General features: G+C 64.1%; 13 protein-coding genes. 11 read left to right on the top strand and 2 right to left on the bottom strand.

Annotated features, from left to right (window positions below; all coding sequences use genetic code 11):
• Window positions 1-11 precede the first annotated feature (11 nt).
• The 4 genes from LVD11_RS07075 (at window position 12) to LVD11_RS07060 (ending at window position 4,908) form a co-directional block, all read left to right on the top strand.
• Window positions 12-743, top strand: a complete 732-nt coding sequence (locus LVD11_RS07075; protein ID WP_237057454.1) for a SapC family protein — start codon at window positions 12-14, stop codon at window positions 741-743.
• Window positions 740-1,777 carry a cupin-like domain-containing protein gene (locus tag LVD11_RS07070; protein ID WP_237057453.1) on the top strand — a complete coding sequence of 346 codons (1,038 nt, stop codon included), beginning with the start codon at window positions 740-742 and terminating at the stop codon, window positions 1,775-1,777. Before LVD11_RS07075 ends, LVD11_RS07070 begins: the two co-directional genes overlap by 4 nt.
• Before the next feature lie 60 nt (window positions 1,778-1,837).
• Window positions 1,838-3,328, top strand: a complete 1,491-nt coding sequence (locus tag LVD11_RS07065) for a tryptophan halogenase family protein (protein WP_369413307.1) — start codon at window positions 1,838-1,840, stop codon at window positions 3,326-3,328.
• 308 nt (window positions 3,329-3,636) lie between these two features.
• Complete coding sequence (locus tag LVD11_RS07060; protein ID WP_237057452.1) at window positions 3,637-4,908, top strand: sugar MFS transporter; 1,272 nt, start codon at window positions 3,637-3,639, stop codon at window positions 4,906-4,908.
• Between the two features lie 254 nt (window positions 4,909-5,162).
• On the opposite strand, the gene LVD11_RS07055 is transcribed toward LVD11_RS07060, so the two are convergent.
• Both LVD11_RS07055 and LVD11_RS07050 read right to left on the bottom strand, forming a co-directional pair.
• The gene (locus LVD11_RS07055; protein WP_237057451.1) at window positions 5,163-6,014 is read right to left on the bottom strand and encodes a LytR/AlgR family response regulator transcription factor; all 852 of its coding nucleotides are present in this window, start codon (window positions 6,012-6,014) and stop codon (window positions 5,163-5,165) included.
• Entirely contained in the window at window positions 6,011-7,204 is a 1,194-nt protein-coding gene (locus LVD11_RS07050) for a sensor histidine kinase (protein ID WP_237057450.1), read from the bottom strand. The genes LVD11_RS07055 and LVD11_RS07050 overlap by 4 nt, the downstream gene beginning before the upstream one ends.
• Before the next feature lie 507 nt (window positions 7,205-7,711).
• Here LVD11_RS07050 and LVD11_RS07045 point away from each other — a divergent pair.
• The 7 genes from LVD11_RS07045 to LVD11_RS07015 all read left to right on the top strand — a co-directional run bounded on the left by LVD11_RS07045 (window position 7,712) and on the right by LVD11_RS07015 (window position 17,976).
• Complete coding sequence (locus LVD11_RS07045) at window positions 7,712-9,040, top strand: sugar MFS transporter (protein ID WP_237057449.1); 1,329 nt, start codon at window positions 7,712-7,714, stop codon at window positions 9,038-9,040.
• A gap of 171 nt (window positions 9,041-9,211) precedes the next feature.
• Window positions 9,212-10,249 carry a glucokinase gene (gene glk, locus LVD11_RS07040; protein ID WP_237057448.1) on the top strand — a complete coding sequence of 346 codons (1,038 nt, stop codon included), beginning with the start codon at window positions 9,212-9,214 and terminating at the stop codon, window positions 10,247-10,249.
• Window positions 10,250-10,309: 60 nt separating this feature from the next.
• A complete protein-coding gene (locus LVD11_RS07035; RefSeq protein ID WP_237057447.1) occupies window positions 10,310-12,901 on the top strand; it encodes a glycoside hydrolase family 3 protein in 2,592 nt (863 codons plus the stop codon).
• Window positions 12,902-13,051: 150 nt separating this feature from the next.
• Window positions 13,052-15,010 carry a glycoside hydrolase family 3 protein gene (locus LVD11_RS07030; protein WP_237057446.1) on the top strand — a complete coding sequence of 653 codons (1,959 nt, stop codon included), beginning with the start codon at window positions 13,052-13,054 and terminating at the stop codon, window positions 15,008-15,010.
• A complete protein-coding gene (locus LVD11_RS07025) occupies window positions 15,007-16,068 on the top strand; it encodes a glycoside hydrolase family 16 protein (RefSeq protein ID WP_237057445.1) in 1,062 nt (353 codons plus the stop codon). The genes LVD11_RS07030 and LVD11_RS07025 overlap by 4 nt, the downstream gene beginning before the upstream one ends.
• A 344-nt stretch (window positions 16,069-16,412) precedes the next feature.
• Window positions 16,413-16,652: a hypothetical protein gene (locus tag LVD11_RS07020; RefSeq protein WP_237057444.1), complete on the top strand. Its 240-nt coding sequence runs from the start codon at window positions 16,413-16,415 to the stop codon at window positions 16,650-16,652.
• A complete protein-coding gene (locus LVD11_RS07015) occupies window positions 16,645-17,976 on the top strand; it encodes an AAA family ATPase (RefSeq protein ID WP_237057443.1) in 1,332 nt (443 codons plus the stop codon). Before LVD11_RS07020 ends, LVD11_RS07015 begins: the two co-directional genes overlap by 8 nt.

The following is a 17,976-nucleotide window of genomic DNA, read 5'->3' as shown; positions in this document are numbered from 1 at the left end:
AAATAAAAAAAATGGCAAAGGCAGTACCGCTGAACAGCGTTGAACATAAAGACCTGCGGGTGATCACCGAGCGGGCAGAGGAGTACGGGGACAACGTCTGGTACGCCCTGACCTTCCCTCTGGAATTCCGCTCCCTGCAGGCTTACTACCCAATCTTCTTCCAGAAGCACCCGGAGACCGGGCGCTTCTTCGCCCTGGCGCTGCTGGGCTTCCGCGAGGGAGAAAACCTGTTCCTGGAACATGGCAAGTGGCAGGCTTCCTACGTGCCACTGTCAATCCGCCGCCAGCCTTTCCTGATTGGCCGGCAAACGGTGACCGAGGACGGTGTTGAGAAACAGCAGCGCGTGATCCACATCGACATGGAGAACCCGCGCGTAAATACCGAGCGCGGCGAGCGGCTGTTCATGGAGTTCGGCGGCAATTCCCCGTATCTCGACAACATCGGTGACATGCTGGAGGCAATCCACCAGGGCCTGAATGCGGCGGAAGGGTTTATCGATGCGCTGGTCGAGCACGAGCTGCTCGAACCCTTCACCCTGGAGGTACAGCTGGACAGTGGCGATAAGAACCAGTTGGTGGGCTTTTACACCATCAACGAGGACAAGCTTCGCGACCTGGACGCCGGGGCACTCGCCAGTCTGCACAAGGCGGGCTACCTCGAGCCGATCTATATGGCCATGGCTTCCCAGTCGAATGTACGGCAGCTCCTGGAGGCCAAGAATCGTCGGGTGGCCGAGGCGTGAGCCAGCAGCCGTGCCTCGCCGAATTCGGCCTGGCTTTCGCCGCCGAGCGTGACGATTGCCGCCCCGGCGTCGTACCGCCAGAGCTGTTCCAGTCGGAGCAGCCGGTTGTGTTGCGCAACTTCTGCAGCGACTGGCCGGCAGTGAAAGCCTGTGCGGCCTCGCCGCGAGATGCGGCTGCCTACCTGAACAAATTTTACAACGGTATGCCCGTCAACGCGGCTTACGGCGAGCCTGCGCTGGATGGTCGGGTGTTTTATAACGAGGCACTCGACGGGTTCAATTTCCGCAACGGCCGCGTGGACCTGCGTCGCCTGCTGCAGGAAATACTCGACTGTGCCGATGAACCGTCGCCGCCAACGCTTTACATGGCCTCTACCGATGTGAGTCGCTGGTTCCCCGGGTTTGCCGAGCAGAATTCAGCTGGCCTGGAAGACCTCTCGCCAATCGGCTTCCTGTGGCTCGGTAACCGAACCCGCATCGCGGCCCATTACGATTTTCCCCACAACCTGGCCTGCAATATTGCCGGTCGTCGCCGCTTTACCCTGTTCCCGCCGGAACAGGTGGCGAACCTGTATCCGGGTCCCCTGGGCTTTGCACCGGGCGGCCAGGAGATCAGCCTGGTGGATTTCCGGCAGCCGGATTTCGAGCGCTTCCCCGGGTTTCGCGACGCGCTGGAATCGGCGCAGGTGGCGGAGCTGAACCCCGGCGATGCGCTCTTTTTGCCGGGCATGTGGTGGCACCACGTCGAGGGGCTGGATGCCCTCAATGTGCTCTACAGTCACTGGTGGAGCGAATCACCGGACTACGCGGGGGCGCCGAGCAGTGCGCTGCTGCATGCCATGTTGAGCCTGCGCGGTCTCTCGCCAGAGCTGCGCCAGGCATGGAAAGCACTGTTCGATTACTACGTGTTCGAGGCCGGCCCGGGCCGCCCGGACCATATCCCCGCAAGCGCCCGGGGCATGCGCCAGGAGCCACTGGATGAGCAGGCCGCACAGAAGCTGCGGGCGGACCTGCTGGAACGAATGAAAAATTGAAAGCGAGCCTGTGTCGTCGCAGTCGGCAGCGGGCCCGCAAAATAAAAGCTGAGGTGTAACGTGGACACAGAAAGAATTCGCCGGGTGGTGATCGCCGGTGGCGGTACCGCAGGCTGGATGGCCGCGGCCGCGCTGGGCAAGTTGATCGGGAAAAACCTGGACATTACCCTGGTGGAGTCAGATGCGATCGGCACTGTCGGGGTGGGCGAAGCCACCATTCCCACCCTGCATGTCTTTCACCAGCTGCTGGGGTTGAAAGAGTCGGAGGTCATGGCTGCCACCAATGCCACCTTCAAGCTGGGTATTAATTTCGAGAACTGGCGCGTGCCGGGCGAGGATTACCTGCACTCCTTCGGCTTCCTGGGCAAGGACTGCTGGGCCTGCGGCTTCCAGCACTTCTGGCTCAAGGGGCTTGAGCGGGGAATTGAGCACCCGATCGGTGACTACTGCAAGGAGCACCTGGCGGCGCGTGAGCACCGCTTCGCCGTGCTGCCGGACCAGGACCGCAACCATGCCTACCACCTGGACGCCACCCTCTACGCAAAATTCCTGCGCAAATTTGCCGAGTCCCACGGCGTGAAGCGGGTCGAGGGAAAGATCGAAGACGTGCGCCTGAATGCCGACACCGGCTTTATCGAGGGCCTGCAGCTCGACAGCGGCCGGCTAATCGAAGGCGACCTGTTTGTGGACTGCACCGGTTTCCGCGGCCTCCTGATCGAGGGCGCCCTGCACACCGGCTACGAGGACTGGACCCACTGGCTCCCCTGTGACCGCGCTATGGCAGTGCAGACCGAGTCCACCAGGCCGGCGGTGCCCTTTACCCGGGCTATCGCGCACGAATCCGGCTGGCAGTGGCAGATTCCATTGCAGAATCGCGTCGGCAACGGCCTGGTGTATTGCAGCCGTTATCTGGACGATGAGCAGGCGCGCGAGTTGCTGCTGGGCAATATCGAGGGCGAGCTGCTCAATGAGCCGCGCATCATCCCGTTCCGGACAGGTACCCGCCGCAAGCACTGGAACAAGAACTGTGTCGCCGTGGGCTTATCCAGCGGCTTTATCGAGCCGATGGAGTCCACCAGCATTCACCTGATCCAGCGCAATATTGTGCGACTGATGCAGCTGTTCCCGTCGCGGGGCATCGTCCAGGCCGATATCGACGAGTTCAATGCGCAGACGATGCGGGAGATGGAGAACATCCGCGACTTCATTATCCTCCACTACAACGTTACCGACCGCACGGACAGCAAGTTCTGGCGCTACTGCCGCTCGATGCCAATCCCGGATTCATTGGCGCACCGGCTTGAGATGTTCCGCGAGAGCGGGGTAGTGTTTAAATTCCCACCGGAACTCTTTGGCGAGAGTTCCTGGCTGCAGGTAATGCTTGGACAGGGCATGATGCCGGAGCGCTACCATCCGATCGTGGATTTGATGGGCGACGAGGAACTGAAGAGTTTCCTCGACAATATCCGCAAGGGCGTCCGCCGACAGGTGGACAACCTCCCCGACCACCGGCAGTTTATTGACCACTACTGCAAGGCTATGCCGGCCTGACCGGGTACTGCTGCAACCCGGGTGGCCCACCGCAGTGACACCCGGGTCATTTCAATTTGCCCCAGCAGGGATTGCGCTACTGCCCCGTGACAGGAGTGCATACCCGATGCCGCGTAACCTGAATTGATGCGCCAATCCCGGTCCCTGCTACCCCCCGTTTGATCCTTCTCATCGAAAACGTCCCCGGAAGGGCCCGCCGGCGTGATAGAAATAGCCCGAATCATGCTACCCGACGTTTCGCGATTGATGAGAGCGCGATTGGGGGCAACGCCCGAACAAAAAAATACGATGTACTGGGAAGAATAAAGATGGCAACACTGGGAACAAACCTGGAGACGGGAGCGGTCAGCGCGCCTTCGTCTTCGCAGTCCAGCCAGCAGTTCGCGCTGGTGGCACTCACCTCACTGTTTTTCATGTGGGGGTTCATTACCTGTCTCAATGACATCCTGATTCCGCACCTGAAAGGTGTCTTCGACCTGAATTACGCCCAGGCGATGCTGGTGCAGTTCTGCTTCTTCGGCGCCTACTTCCTGGTCTCCCTGCCCGCCGGCAAACTGGTGGGTGCGATCGGCTACCAGCGCGGTATCGTGGTGGGCCTCTCGGTGGCCGTGGTCGGCTGCCTGCTGTTCGTCCCGGCTGAGCGCCTGCAGGTCTACACCCTGTTCCTGATTGCGCTGTTTGTCCTGGCCTCAGGCATCACCATCCTGCAGGTCTCCGCCAATCCCTACGTCACCGCGCTCGGTGACGAGAAGAGCGCGGCCAGCCGCCTGACCATGACCCAGGCGTTCAACTCGCTGGGTACCACCGTGGCGCCCTTCTTCGGCGCCTTCCTGATCCTGTCGGTCGCCGGCATCGGTGAGGGCAACCTTTCCACCGAAGAGCGTGCCGCGGCGGTGGAGCTGCCCTACCTGATCTTGGCTGCGACACTGGCCGCGTTGGCGGTCACCTTTGCATTCCTGAAGTTGCCCCGTATCGATGGCCACGCCCCCACGGCGGCTTCCTCCGTCAGTGGTGACTCCGCCCTGCGCCACCCGCACCTGGTGCTGGGCGCAATCGCCATCTTCCTGTATGTGGGCGCCGAGGTGTCCATCGGCAGCTTCCTGGTGAACTTCCTGTCCGAGTCGCATATCGCCGCCCTCACCGAGGAAAAGGCAGCCTACTACGTGGCCTTCTACTGGGGCGGCGCCATGGTGGGCCGGTTTATCGGCGCGGTCGTGATGCGCTACCTGCCCGCCGGCAAGGTACTGGGTGTCTGCGCCGCCGGCTCCTGTGTGCTGCTGGCCCTGGCTATTGGTGGCAGCGGCAAGCTGGCCATGGTGGCCATCCTGGCAGTGGGCCTGTGTAACTCCATCATGTTCCCGACCATCTTCAGCCTGGCGCTGGCCAAGCTGGGCCCGGTGACCAGCCAGGGCTCCGGCATCCTTTGCCTGGCGATTGTCGGCGGCGCCGTGGTGCCGCTGCTGCAGGGCCTGCTGGCCGACCAGATCGGTATCCAGCTGGCATTCGTGCTGCCGATCGTCTGTTACCTCTACATCCTCTTTTACGGTATCCGCGGACACCGTATCGCCATGGAAAGCTAACGGAAGGCTTTTCGTCATCTCCCTAGAAGGGTTCGCCCGGCAGCGTAAGCTTGCCGGGCTTTTTTATGCCTGGGGATTCTTGCCCCGTAGATGCGGCCCACGGCTGCGACCGGGGTTGTCCCGGGCACCTTGCGATGGGTGGTAGCTGTAGGCAGCAGGCGCGGCCGAGACCGGGCTGGCGATGCGGCGTGCCGGGTGTATTGCGCAGGAAAGGGGAAAGATGCCGGGGTGCCTGAGTCACCCCGGCGGGCGGCTCACTGGGTGGAGGCGGCGGCCTGGCCGCTGCTCGCGTCCAGGTATTCCTTGATCGGCTGGCGGTAGTTGCGGCTTACCTTGACCTCGGAGCCGCTGGCCAGGGTCAGCAGGTACTCGCCCTTGCTCAGTACCTTGATGTGCTCGATAAAGTTCAGGTTGACCAGGGTGGAGCGGTGCACCCGCTTGAACGTGTCGGAGGACAGCTGCTCCTGCAGTTCCTTCATGGTGCTGCGCATCACGTGGGTCTCACCGCTCGCGTGTACGCACATATAGTCGCCGGCGGCGTCGATCCACTCGATGTCCGCCTGGCAGATCATGGTGATGCGGCCGCGGTCCTTGATTGCCAGCTTGGCCTTGCCCTCCCGTGGCGGGGCATCGGCCGCTGCGCCGGTCTCGGCCTGGTCGCGCTGCTCGATATCCTCCATGGAAGCCAGCAGGCGATTCTTCTCGCCACTGCCGGCGCCGCCGGTATGGCCCGGGCCCGCCTGCAGGCGCTCCCGCGCGCGGGACAGGGCTGTTTGCAGGCGCTCGGTTTCCAGCGGCTTCAGCACATAGTCCACCGCATGCACTTCAAAGGCATTGACCGCGTACTGGTCGTAGGCGGTGGTGAAAACCACCAGCGGGATGGTATCGCCCTGTAAGCGCCTCACCACATCAAAACCGTTCATACCCGGCATCTGTACGTCCAGGAACAGGATGTCCGGCGTGTGGCGGGCCACCGCGTTCAGTGCCTCACGGCCGTTGCGGCAGCTGGCCACCACTTCGATATCCGGCAGTTCCTCGAGCATGGCCTGCAAAAGGCGCAGGGCCAGTGGTTCATCATCGACGATCACCGCTCTCAGGTGGGTCATGCGACTACCTCCCGTCGTGTTGTTGCCCCGGCTCCGGTGGCAGGCAGCTCGAGTGGCAGGCTGATGCGTACCAGCATGCCGCCGTCCTTTTGTTCCTGGCTGAGGCTGTAGTTATTGGAATACAGGGTGCTGAGGCGTTCACGCACGTTGGCCAGGCCCACGCCGGTGGAAGCCTGGCCCGGCGCGTCCGCTCCGGGATTGTCCTCGCAGCTGCCCGAGTCGCAGACCCGCAGCTCCAGCCGGGGATCTCCGGGCTGGTCTGCCTCTATCTGGCGCGCGCCGATCTTGATCACGCCACCGGACTCGTTCAGGGCAATGGCATACTTTACCGCATTTTCGGCCAGTGGCTGCAGCAGCATGCTGGGCACGCGGGCATTTTTCAGGGCGTCGGGGATCTCCAGCTCAACCTGCAGGCGGTCGGCAAAGCGGGTTTTCTCGATCTCCAGGTACAGCAGCACGGCATTGATTTCCTGCTCCAGGCTCACCTTCTGTACCGGGTCCTCGGTGAGTGAGTGGCGCAGGAACTGGCTCAGGCGCACGACCATATCCCGGGCCTCGCCGGCCTGCTCGAAGCGGATCAGTGCGTTGATGGAATTCAGGGTGTTGAACAGGAAGTGCGGGTTGAGCTGGTACCGCAGCATCTTCAGCTGCGCCTCCTTGGCCACCGCCTCGGCGTGCAGGCGCCGGATCTGCTCGCGCTCATGGACCGCCGCCACCTCCAGCATCTTCTGGTGCTCGTGCTCCAGCAGCAGGTAATACTTTACCCCGCAATAGAGGGCGCTCCAGAACAGGAACACGAACAGGGAGGCGTAGTACCAGCCGCCGAACTCGGACCAGAGGGAGTGCTCGCCGGTCAGGCGGATATACATTTCCATGCGCACCAGGGTCCAGATGCCGGCGATCACGGCCACGGCCACCAGGTACAGGAAGGTGCGCAGGGCGATCGGGGTCTCCCAGGCGATATCGAAGATCGGCCGCAGCAGCAGCGACAGCAGGAAGGCCACCGAGCACTGGAACAGCGTGTTGCCCGGCTCGAAGCGCGGCCACTCGACTGAACTGTGCCAGAAAGTCAGGGACAGGAAGGTAACCACCAGAATCCCCAGCCAGCTGATCAGCTGCAGTTTCCAGAACCAGCGCTGGGAGTGCAGCCTGACCGAAGGGTCCGTCTGCTGCGGGGGAGTCTGTGCCATGGCGGCCCGAATAATGTGTTGTATCTCTCATCGTGAGCGGTACGCTACCACTGCGCAGATATTAACCCGTGGGCCCGGGGGCGGCCAGCAGTGTCCCTGACCGCCAATCCGCCCTGTCCGGTTTTTGGACCGCCCTGTCGGTTAGTGGCACCGTTTCGGTGGTTATGGTCACACTTTTTGCCGGCTCATCCCGTCCGGCGCGGTTTCAGTCCCGGTCACCGCGACCGGCTGGCCATGCACCGCGGGCCCCACCGGTAGCTGTGCTAGAGTGCCGCGGTGTAGTAGGGTAGGGTCGTCCCGCCCTCTGCCGGCCCCCGCCATCCATGTGGCGGGACAGAAGAAGAGCGGTAACCCCGCGACAAAAACGACCCAACGAAAGCAGTCTCACAGGACTTTTGCCGCGAACCCCCGGGTTCGCGCCCGCGGGCGGCTCGCGCAGGCGGCCGCTCCGCGTTTTCACCAGGCTGTTTCCATAATGCTTTAAAGGTGCAACAGGCCGGATTCCCGATGAAAGAGTTAGTCACCGGTACGGGCGAGATAGGCGGGTCCCATGCGAGCGTGGCGACCCCGGTCAGCTCTGCGGCGTCGGCCACCGTGCCCACGCGCACCGGACTGGTGGTACTCACTTCCCTGTTCTTTATCTGGGGCTTTATCACCAGCCTCAACGATATCCTGGTGCCGCACCTGCGGAATGTCTTCGAGCTGAGTTACACCAAGGCCATCTTCGTCCAGTTCAGCTTTTTCGCGGCCTATTTCATCGTCTCCATTCCGGCCGGCAAGCTGCTCAGGCGGGTGGGTTACCAGCTGGGGCTGGTGATGGGCCTGCTGATTGCCTGCGCCGGCTGCCTGATCTTTATCCCCGCCGCGCGCATGCAGGTTTACGAGGTGTTCCTGCTCGGCCTGTTCGTCCTGGCTTCCGGTATTACCATTCTGCAGGTGTCCGCCAATCCCTATGTCATTGCGCTGGGGGAGGCCGCCACCGCGCCCAGTCGCCTGAACCTGACCCAGGCCTTCAACTCACTGGGAACCACGCTGGCGCCGTTCTTCGGTGGCCTGGTGATATTCTCCGGTGTCTCGGTGGGGATTGACCGCTCCACCGCCGCGGGGCTGCAGGCATTCCGTGCCCAGGAGGCAGCACTGGTGGAGGCGCCCTACTTCTGGCTGGCGGTGGTCCTGCTGCTGATGGTGGCCTTCTTCTCCTGGATCCGCCTGCCCAGCATTCCCGGCCACCAGCTGCCGGCACAGGTGCGCTCCAGTGCCGACAGTAAGCTGCAGCTGCTGCGCCACCCGCGCCTGTCACTGGGGGCGCTGGGCATTTTTGTGTATGTGGGTGCCGAGGTGGCCATCGGCAGTTTCCTGGTGAACTTCTTCGGCGAGCCGGGCGTGGCCGGCATGGCCACCGGCGAGGCGGCCCGCTACGTGTCTTACTACTGGGGCGGTGCCATGATCGGCCGCTTCGCAGGCGCCCTGCTGCTGCGCTATATCTCCGCCGGCGTCATGCTGGCCACCTGCGCCCTGGGCGCGGTGGTGTTTATCCTGCTGGCGATGATGTCATCGGGTATGCAGGCGGTATGGGCGATCATCGCCGTGGGCCTGTTCAACTCGATCATGTTTCCCACCATCTTCAGCCTGGCGCTGCAGGGCCTGGGCCGGCATACCAGCCAGGGCTCCGGCATTCTCTGCATGGCCATTGTCGGCGGCGCCTTCGTGCCGCTGCTGCAGGGCATCCTGGCGGACCAGATCGGTATCCAGCTTTCATTCCTGGTGCCGCTGCTGTGCTACTGCTACATCCTTTACTACGGCACCTTCTCGCCGCTGCTGCGCAACCGCACCTGAGCGCCGGCCAGGCTGCTTCCCTCTTGTCCGGAATTCGGACCACCCCGCCGACTATCCAGCCGCTGCCCCTTGGCAGCGGCCGCGGGTAATTGCATTTTGTCATGCTGCCGGTCGTGCGCTACACGCGGCGGCCGCAAATAACGATAACCACAGGGGTAAGCGGGTTCGGATATGCAGGCAGCAGCGATACAGGTAGGAAAACCGGAAAACGACTCCGGGGTCACTTCAATAACAGGCCGGCAGCGGATGCTCGTTGCCGATATCGGCGGCACCAACGCCCGCTTCGGCATCACCTCCCCGGGCGACGCCACAGTGGAGGAGATCCTCACCCTGCCCTGTGCCAGCTATGCCTCTCTCGAACAGGCCATCCGCGCCTACCTGGATGCGATTCCCGTTGCCGCGGCGGCGGAAATCGGCGAGGCCTGCATCGCCGTGGCCGGGCCGGTGGACGGAGACCGGGTGGCGGTGACCAACCTGCCGTGGAGTTTTACCGGCGCCGCGCTGGCAGACGCACTGGGCTATCGCCGCGTCTCCCTGCTGAACGATTTCGCCGCCCTGGCCCTGGCCTGCCCCGGCCTGGATGGCACCCACCTGGAAAGAGTCGACAACCTCACCGGCCCGTTGCCCGACAGCGAGCCGGTGCGCGCCGTGGTGGGCCCGGGTACCGGCCTGGGTGTGTGCGGCCTGCAGCGTACGGCGGCCGGCTGGCAGGCGCGCCCGGGCGAGGGCGGCCACGCCAGTATCGCCCCGGCCACCGACGAGGAATTCGCCATCATCCGCTACCTGCACCGCGAGTTTGACCATGTCTCCGCGGAGCACCTGCTGAGCGGCCCCGGGCTGGAAAATATCTACCGGGCAATGGTGGCGGTGCGGGATGCCGCCGTCCCGGCCCGCAGCGCCGCCGATATCGGCGGCGCTGCGCTGGTCGGCGAATGTGCGCTGGCCCGCGACACGGTAAACACTTTCTGCGGCCTGCTGGGCGGCTTCTGTGGCGACGTGGCACTGGTGCTCGGGGCCCGCGGCGGCCTCTACCTGGGCGGCGGCATATTGCCGAAGATGCGCCCGCTGCTGGCGCGCAGCGATTTTGAGCGGCGACTGCGGGCCAAGGGCCCCATGTCCGGCTACCTGGCCGAGCTGCCGGTGTACCTGGTGCACCACCCGTTCCCGGCCCTGCACGGGGCGGCGGCATTCCCGGGCAGCAGCGAATAAAAACAAGTGCGAACAAAAAGTACGAATAAAAGAGTTCCAGAGAAAATGAGGAGAGAACGCATGTCTTTTTCCCGGCAGATGGGCACTGGCCTGTTGCTGTGCAGCGCGATCCTTGCCGGTTGCGGTGAGCGCGCGGCAACCAGCGATGCAAAACCCGATGCGAGCGGCGCGGCGCAAGTCGAGGCAGCCGGTGGCGATATCAGCGTATGGCCGAAACTGGAACCGGCGTTGCCCAAAGACCCGGCCGTCGAGGCGCGCATCGATGAGCTGATGGCGCAGATGTCGCTGGAGGAAAAGGTCGGCCAGTTGATCCAGCCCGAGATCAAGTACGTTACCCCGGAAGACGTGAAGAAGTACCACCTGGGGTCGATACTGAACGGCGGCGGCAGCTACCCGCACAATAACAAGCTGGCCAGCCCGCAGGAATGGCATGCCCTCTCCGAGGCTTTCTATGAAGCCTCCATGGACACCTCCGACGGCGGCACCGCGATTCCCATCATCTGGGGCAGCGACGCCGTGCACGGCCACAACAATGTCATGGGGGCCACCCTCTTCCCCCACAACATCGGCCTGGGCGCCGCCCGCGACCCGGACCTGATCCGCCGCATCGGCGAGGCCACCGCACGCGAGGTGGCGGTGACCGGTATCGACTGGACTTTCTCCCCCACCGTGGCTGTCGTGCGCGATGACCGCTGGGGCCGCACCTACGAGAGCTACTCGGAAGACCCGGCCGTGGTGAAGGCCTACGCCGAGGCCATGGTCAAGGGCACCCAGGGCGAGAAAGGCTCCGAGAACTTCCTCGGCGGCGAGAAACTGGTCGCCACTGCCAAGCACTGGATCGGTGACGGCGGCACCCAGCGCGGTATCGACCGCGGCGACAACCAGGTGCCGGAAAAAGAGCTGGCCGAGGTACACGCCGCCGGTTATTACGGCGCACTGCCCGCGGGCGTGCAGGCGGTGATGGCCTCCTTCAACAGCTGGAACGGCGACCGCCTGCACGGCCACAAATACCTGCTGACCGACGTGCTCAAAGAGCGCCTGGGCTTCGATGGCTTTGTGGTTGGCGACTGGAACGGCCACAAGTTCGTGCCCGGCTGTACCGTGGACAGCTGTGCCGCGGCCATCAATGCCGGCCTGGACATGTTCATGGTGCCGTCCGACTGGAAAGAGCTGTACAAGAACACCCTGGCCCAGGCGCAGAGCGGCGAGATTCGCGCAGAGCGCCTTGACGACGCGGTGCGCCGCATCCTGCGGGTCAAGGTTCGCGCGGGCCTGTTCGAGCACGATCGCCCGCTGGCCGGCAAGAAAGATATCGTCGGCAACGACGAGCACCGCGCGCTGGCGCGCGAGGCGGTGCGCAAGTCGCTGGTGCTGCTGAAGAACAACGACCAGCTGCTGCCGCTGAAGCCGACCCAGAACATCCTGGTCGCCGGCGATGGCGCCGACAACCTGGCCAAGCAGTCCGGTGGCTGGACCATCACCTGGCAGGGCACCGGTACCACCCGCGAGGATTTCCCCGGTGCCACCTCCATCTTCGAGGGGATCGAGGAAGCCGTGAAAGGCGCCGGTGGTGAAGCGGTCCTGAGTGAGCAGGGCGAATTTGCCGCCGACAGTTTTGCCAACGGTGAAAAGCCGGACGTGGCCATCGTGGTGTTCGGCGAGAACCCCTACGCGGAATGGCACGGCGACCTGTCCAGCCTGGAATACCAGGTGGCGACCAAGGCCGACCTGGCGCTGCTGAAAAAGCTCAAGTCCCAGGGCATCCCGGTAGTCAGCGTATTCCTGTCCGGCCGCGTGCTGTGGGTGAACAAGGAAATGAACGCTTCCGATGCCTTCGTGGCCGCCTGGCTGCCGGGTTCCGAGGGCGCCGGTGTGGCGGATGTGCTGTTCACCGACGCCGAGGGCAATGTGCGCCATGAGTTCACCGGCACCCTGCCGTTCAGCTGGCCGGAGCAGGTGCACCAGGCGGTGCTGAACCCCTACCACCAGGATTACGAGCCCCTGTTCGAGCTGGGTTACGGGCTGCAGTACGGTGAGGAATCGCTGGTGAGCAACGAGCTCACCGAAGACGGCCAGACCTATGCCGACGGTGCGCTGGAAGATGCGTGGATGCTGGTATCCCGCCCGCGTTCCCCGTGGCAGCTGCAGATCACCGAGGCCGGCCAGGCACCGGTGACCGTCGCCGGTAACCGCGCCGCCAGCGGTGACGACGAGAACATCACCGTGGCCTCCATCGACATGGAGTCCCAGGAGGATGCGCGCCGTATCCAGTGGAAAGGCCTGCGACCGGGCAGCGTGATGCTGGCCGCGGAACAGCCCCAGGACCTGAGCCGCTACCTGAAAGAGGGTGCCGCCCTGACCCTGGATATCCGCGTCGACAGCAAGCCCGAGCAGCCGGTGAATGCCGTGATTGCCTGTGGCGAAGACTGCACCGCGGAACTGCCGCTGCAGAATGCCCTGCAGGCACTGCAGCCGGGTGAGTGGCAGAAGCTGTCCATCGACCTGCAGTGTTTCGTCGACAAGGGCGCCGACTTCAGCCGCGTATCCAACGCCATGGCCCTGCGCAGCGAGGGCGCGCTGGACCTGGCCGTGGCCAATATCAAGTATGTGCCCAAGGCGGCCGAGGACGCGGAAATCCGCTGCCAGGGTTGATAACGGTCACAAACCATAGCCGGCACCGACTGGCAACACGCAATGCCCGGGCTCCCGCCCGGGCATTGTGATTTACACTACGAAAAATAATTACCAGCCGGGCAGCGGCAGTGTCACAGCCCGGACTGGCCGACCAGTGGAGGAGAGACAATGTTTGCCAATAACTCTGGCCGACTGGGGGCATGTGCGATGGCACTGCTGCTGGCCCTGGGGGGCTGCACCGCGGAGCCTGATGCAGTGAAACCGGCTGAAACAGAATCTGAAAAACCGGAAGCGGGCGATATCGACAGCCGTGTTGCGACCCTGGTAGGGCAGATGACACTGGCGGAAAAAGTCGGCCAGATGACCCAGGCTGAACGCCGCCACGCCACCCCGGAAGATGTGAAAAACTACCACCTGGGTTCGATCCTCAACGGCGGTGGGTCCTTCCCCGGTGACAACACCCGCGAAGAGTGGGTGCAGATGATCAGCGACTACCAGGACGCCGCCACCTCCACGCGCCTGGGCATCCCCATCATTTACGGCACCGACGCCGTGCACGGCCACAGCAATGTGGTGGGCGCCACTATTTTCCCGCACAACATCGGCCTGGGCGCCACCCGCAATCCCGAACTGGCACAGAAGATCGGCGATGCCACCGCCCGCGAAGTGGCCGCCACCGGCGTCAGCTGGACCTTCGCGCCCACCCTGTGCGTGACCCGTGACGAGCGCTGGGGCCGCAGCTACGAATGCTTCGGCGAGGACCCGCAACTGGTGGCAGAGTTTGCCGAGCCGCTGGTGTTCGGCCTGCAGGGCGGCCCCATGAGCGGCGATACCCTGGCCAATAACAAGATTGTCGCCACCGCCAAGCACTGGGTCGGCGACGGCGGCACCAGTTATGGCACCGGCGATGCCGACTACGCCATGGACCGCGGCGATACCCGGGTGTCCGACGAGGAGCTGCGCGAACAGCACATCGCCCCCTACCTGCCGGCGATCGACGCCGGCGTGGGCACCGTGATGATTTCCTACAGCAGCGTCAACGGCAAGAAAATGCACGAGCACAAGGCGCTGGTGACCGGCGTGCTCAAGAAAGAACTGGGCTTCGACGGCTTCACCATTTCCGACTGGGAGGCTCTGAAGGAAATCCCCGCGGACACCAACCGCGAGCGCGTGGTGCGCGCGGTGAATGCCGGTGTGGATATGGTGATGGAGCCGGAGAAATGGCAGCAGTTCATCACCGACCTCACCGCCGCGGTGGAGGCCGGCGAGGTGTCGATGGAGCGTATCGACGATGCCGTGACCCGCATCCTGAAAACCAAGCTGCAGGCGGGCCTGTTCGACAACCCGCTGCCGCCGCTGGCCAACGGCCCGCAGGCCGGTGAACTGCTCGGCCACCCGGACCACCGCGCGCTGGCCCGCCAGGCGGTGCGCGAATCCCAGGTGCTACTGAAAAACGACGGTGACCTGCTGCCGCTGGCCAGGGGCAAGAAGGTGTTCGTCGCCGGCGCCCACGCCGACGATATCGGCCTGCAGTCCGGTGGCTGGACCATCGAGTGGCAGGGCAAGGCCGGGGAGATCACCGAGGGCACCACCATCCTCGAGGGCATCAAGGACGTCGCCGGCGGTCCGGTCACCTACAGCGCAGAGGGTGAAGGCGCCGCGGGCCACGACCTGGCCGTGGTGGTGGTGGGCGAGCAGCCCTATGCCGAGGGCATGGGCGACTACCGCGAGGCCCCCTGCGAACTGTGCAAGCCGCTGACCCTGGCCGACGAGCAGCTGGCGGTGCTGGAAAAAGTACAGGCCGCGGATATCCCCACTGTCGTGGTGCTGGTCTCCGGCCGCCCGCTGCTGATCGCCGACCAGTTGCCCGAATGGGATGCGTTGGTGGCAGCCTGGCTGCCGGGTTCCGAGGGCGCCGGCGTGGCGGACGTGCTGTTCGGCGATTACGCCCCCACCGGCAAACTGCCGGTCACCTGGCCGAAGGACCTCAAGCAGATTCCCATCAACAAGGGCGACGCAGACTACGATCCGCTGTTCCCCTACGGCTTCGGCCTGACCTATTCAGCCCATGAAGGGGAAGAAGAGGATTCCGCAAAAGAGGACCGGGCAGCGGGGGAGCAGCAGTGAAAGCAACATGGCAGGGCCGCCTGGCCCTCACCGCGCTCACTGCCGTCACCGCCTGCAGCGACGGTGGCGACCAGTCCACCCCGGCCACCGGGACGGCCGGGGCCCGCAACTGCCTCGCCGCACCGCTGGAATCCGGCTACTGCCTGGTATGGCGTGATGAGTTCGACGGCGAACAGCTCGATACCGGCAAGTGGAGCTACGAGCGCAATTGCTGGGGCGGCGGCAACGACGAGGCGCAGTGTTACGTGGACGACCCGGACAACGTCTGGGTGGCGGACGGGCAGCTGCACCTGAAGGCCATCCGCGAGGATGCGGTGGGCCCGGCGGTGATGGACGATCACCCGGATTACGACCCGGCCGATACCAGCGGCAGCGGCACCTACACCTCGGGGCGCCTGCGCAGCGCCGGCAAGGGCGACTGGAAATACGGCCGCTTCGAGATCCGCGCGAAACTGCCGCGCGGCCAGGGTTCCTGGCCCGCCGTGTGGATGCTGCCCACCGACTGGGACTACGGCAGGTGGGCCAGCTCCGGCGAGATCGACATCATGGAGGCGATCAACCTGCATGTGGGCGGCGAAGACCGGGTCCACGGGACCCTCCACTATGGTGGCCCGGCGCCGGACAACGTGCACAGCGGCGAGCCCTATCGCCTGCCGGGCGGCGCCAACCCCGCCGACGGCTTCCACGAATACGCGCTGGAGTGGGAGCAGGGCGAGATCCGCTGGTATGTGGACGGTGTGCATTACGCCACCCAGACCAGCGACGGCTGGTACTCCACCGCCCAGCCCGACAGTCCCCACGCGCCGTTCGACCGCAGGTTTCACCTGCTGCTGAACCTGGCGGTGGGCGGCAACTGGGCCGGCAAGGAAAACGACACCGGCATCGACGAGAGCGCCTTCCCGCAACAGATGGAAGTGGACTACGTGCGCGTCTATCAATGCACCCGCGATCCGGACACCGGCAAGGGTTGCGCCGCACGCGGCGAGGACTTTGTCCATAATCCGGGCGTTAACAACCCGGGCATTAACAAGTCGGGCCAGCAGCCACCGGAAGCCTGACCCGCGCGGCTCCCGTGGAGCCCGGCCGGGGTTTCGCGGGAGCCGCCCCTCTGGGCAGAGGGCCATTGCAGGCAGAGGACCATTGCAGACAGAGTACCCTTGCAGAGCCTGCACCTGCCGCTCCCGCCCGACGCACTCACCGCTCGCATCCCCCACAGTCAATATTGGCCTTGCCCCTGTGCGTAATGCCCGCCGTTCCCGCGCCCCTATTCCCGACTGATGGGACACTTTGGGTAATTTGTGCTAGCTTCAGTGCCTGTTCGCCATTCACGGGTATTCTGCGCAGAAAAAAGGGGGCGGTGTCTCTATCGCGGATAAGCCCCGTACATAAGAAAAATTAGCCAATGCATAACTATCTCTCCCGGCAGGACTACCTGCATGCGGTTTTTATTGCCGGTTTTATCGTTTTTTCCACCGGTCTTCCCGGCACATCATCCATGCTGCTGCGACTGCTGGTTTTCTGCGCCCTGGTGGCTGTGTATCTTGCCGTGCGGGCTGCTGTCGCTTTTCACAAGCAGGCACGCCCGCAAGACGCGGGGCAAAACCTCATGCCGGAGGTAAAGGAGGAAAGTATCAATGGATGAAACACTGATTCGCAGCCTGGAGTCCGCCCTCGCGGCAACGCCGGAAAATACTGACTTGAGGATAGCGCTGGCTCGGGCGCTGCTGGCTACTGGTGCCGTCGATGCAGCGGCAGACCAGCTGCAGGAAGTCGACCCGTCACGGCTGTCAGTGGACGACCAGCTGTTTGCCGGCGATACCCTGCTCAGGGCCCGGCGGTTGGAGGCCGCACTGGCAGCCCTGGCCGCCGACGAGGCCCGCATTGGCCTGCAGCGGGCCCGGGTATTGCTTGAGCTGGGGCGCACGGAGGAGGCAAAAGCAGCCTACCGCACTGCGGTCAGCGAAAATGCCACCCTTGAAGACCCGCAGCTGGCGACGCAGCTCGGCGCCAGAAATGTCGAGGCGCAGACGGGCGCGCGCCTGCGGGTGATTTCCAATGACGACACCAGCGTAACGGAGCTGACGCGGATCCTGGAGCCGGAGGCAGAGATCATTAATTTCGCCGACATCGGCGGGTTACAGGATGTTAAGAAGCAGATCCGCAAAAGAATCATCCTGCCGTACCAGAAGCCCTCGCTGTTTTCCCGGTTCCGCAAGAAAGTCGGCGGCGGCATTCTGTTATATGGCCCCCCCGGCTGTGGCAAGACCATGCTGGCCCGCGCGACCGCCGGCGAGTGCAATGCGCGCTTCTTCAATGTGGTGATCTCCGACATCCTCGATATGTATATCGGCGAGTCGGAAAGCAAGCTGCACGCCGTCTTCGAGCAGGCTCGCAACAACAGCCCGGCGGTGATATTTTTCGACGAGGTGGAGGCCCTGGCCGCGAAGCGCCAGCATTCCCGCGAGGCAACGTCCTCGAAGCTGGTCAGCCAGTTCCTGGCCGAACTGGATGGGTTCGCCCAGGACAACCACGGTGTGCTGGTCCTCGCCGCTACCAACGTGCCCTGGGCGCTCGATCCCGCCTTCCGCCGCCCGGGCCGCTTCGACCGAATCCAGTTTGTCCCGCCGCCCGACGCGCAAGCGCGGGCGGAAATCCTGCGCGGCCTCCTGCGCGAGCGGCCCGGGGGCGACAGCGTCGACATAGAGAAAGTCGTGAAGCTCACCTCCGGTTTCTCCGGTGCAGACCTGATGAACCTGGTGGAGACGGCCATCGACGAGGTAATCGACGAATCGATCACGTCCGGTGAGGAAAAATCACTGACCAATGCCCATGTCCTCGAGGCACTCCGCGAGGTAAAACCCACCACCGTCGAATGGCTCACCACGGCGCGGAACTATGCCCGGTATGCCAACGAGGCGGGCCAGTACAATGACGTACTCGATTTCTTAAACAAACATGGCAAGTGA

It is taken from the genome of Microbulbifer sediminum, from assembly GCF_021729035.1.
Lineage (GTDB): Bacteria > Pseudomonadota > Gammaproteobacteria > Pseudomonadales > Cellvibrionaceae > Microbulbifer > Microbulbifer sediminum.
This window is presented reverse-complemented; position numbering and strand designations above follow the sequence as displayed.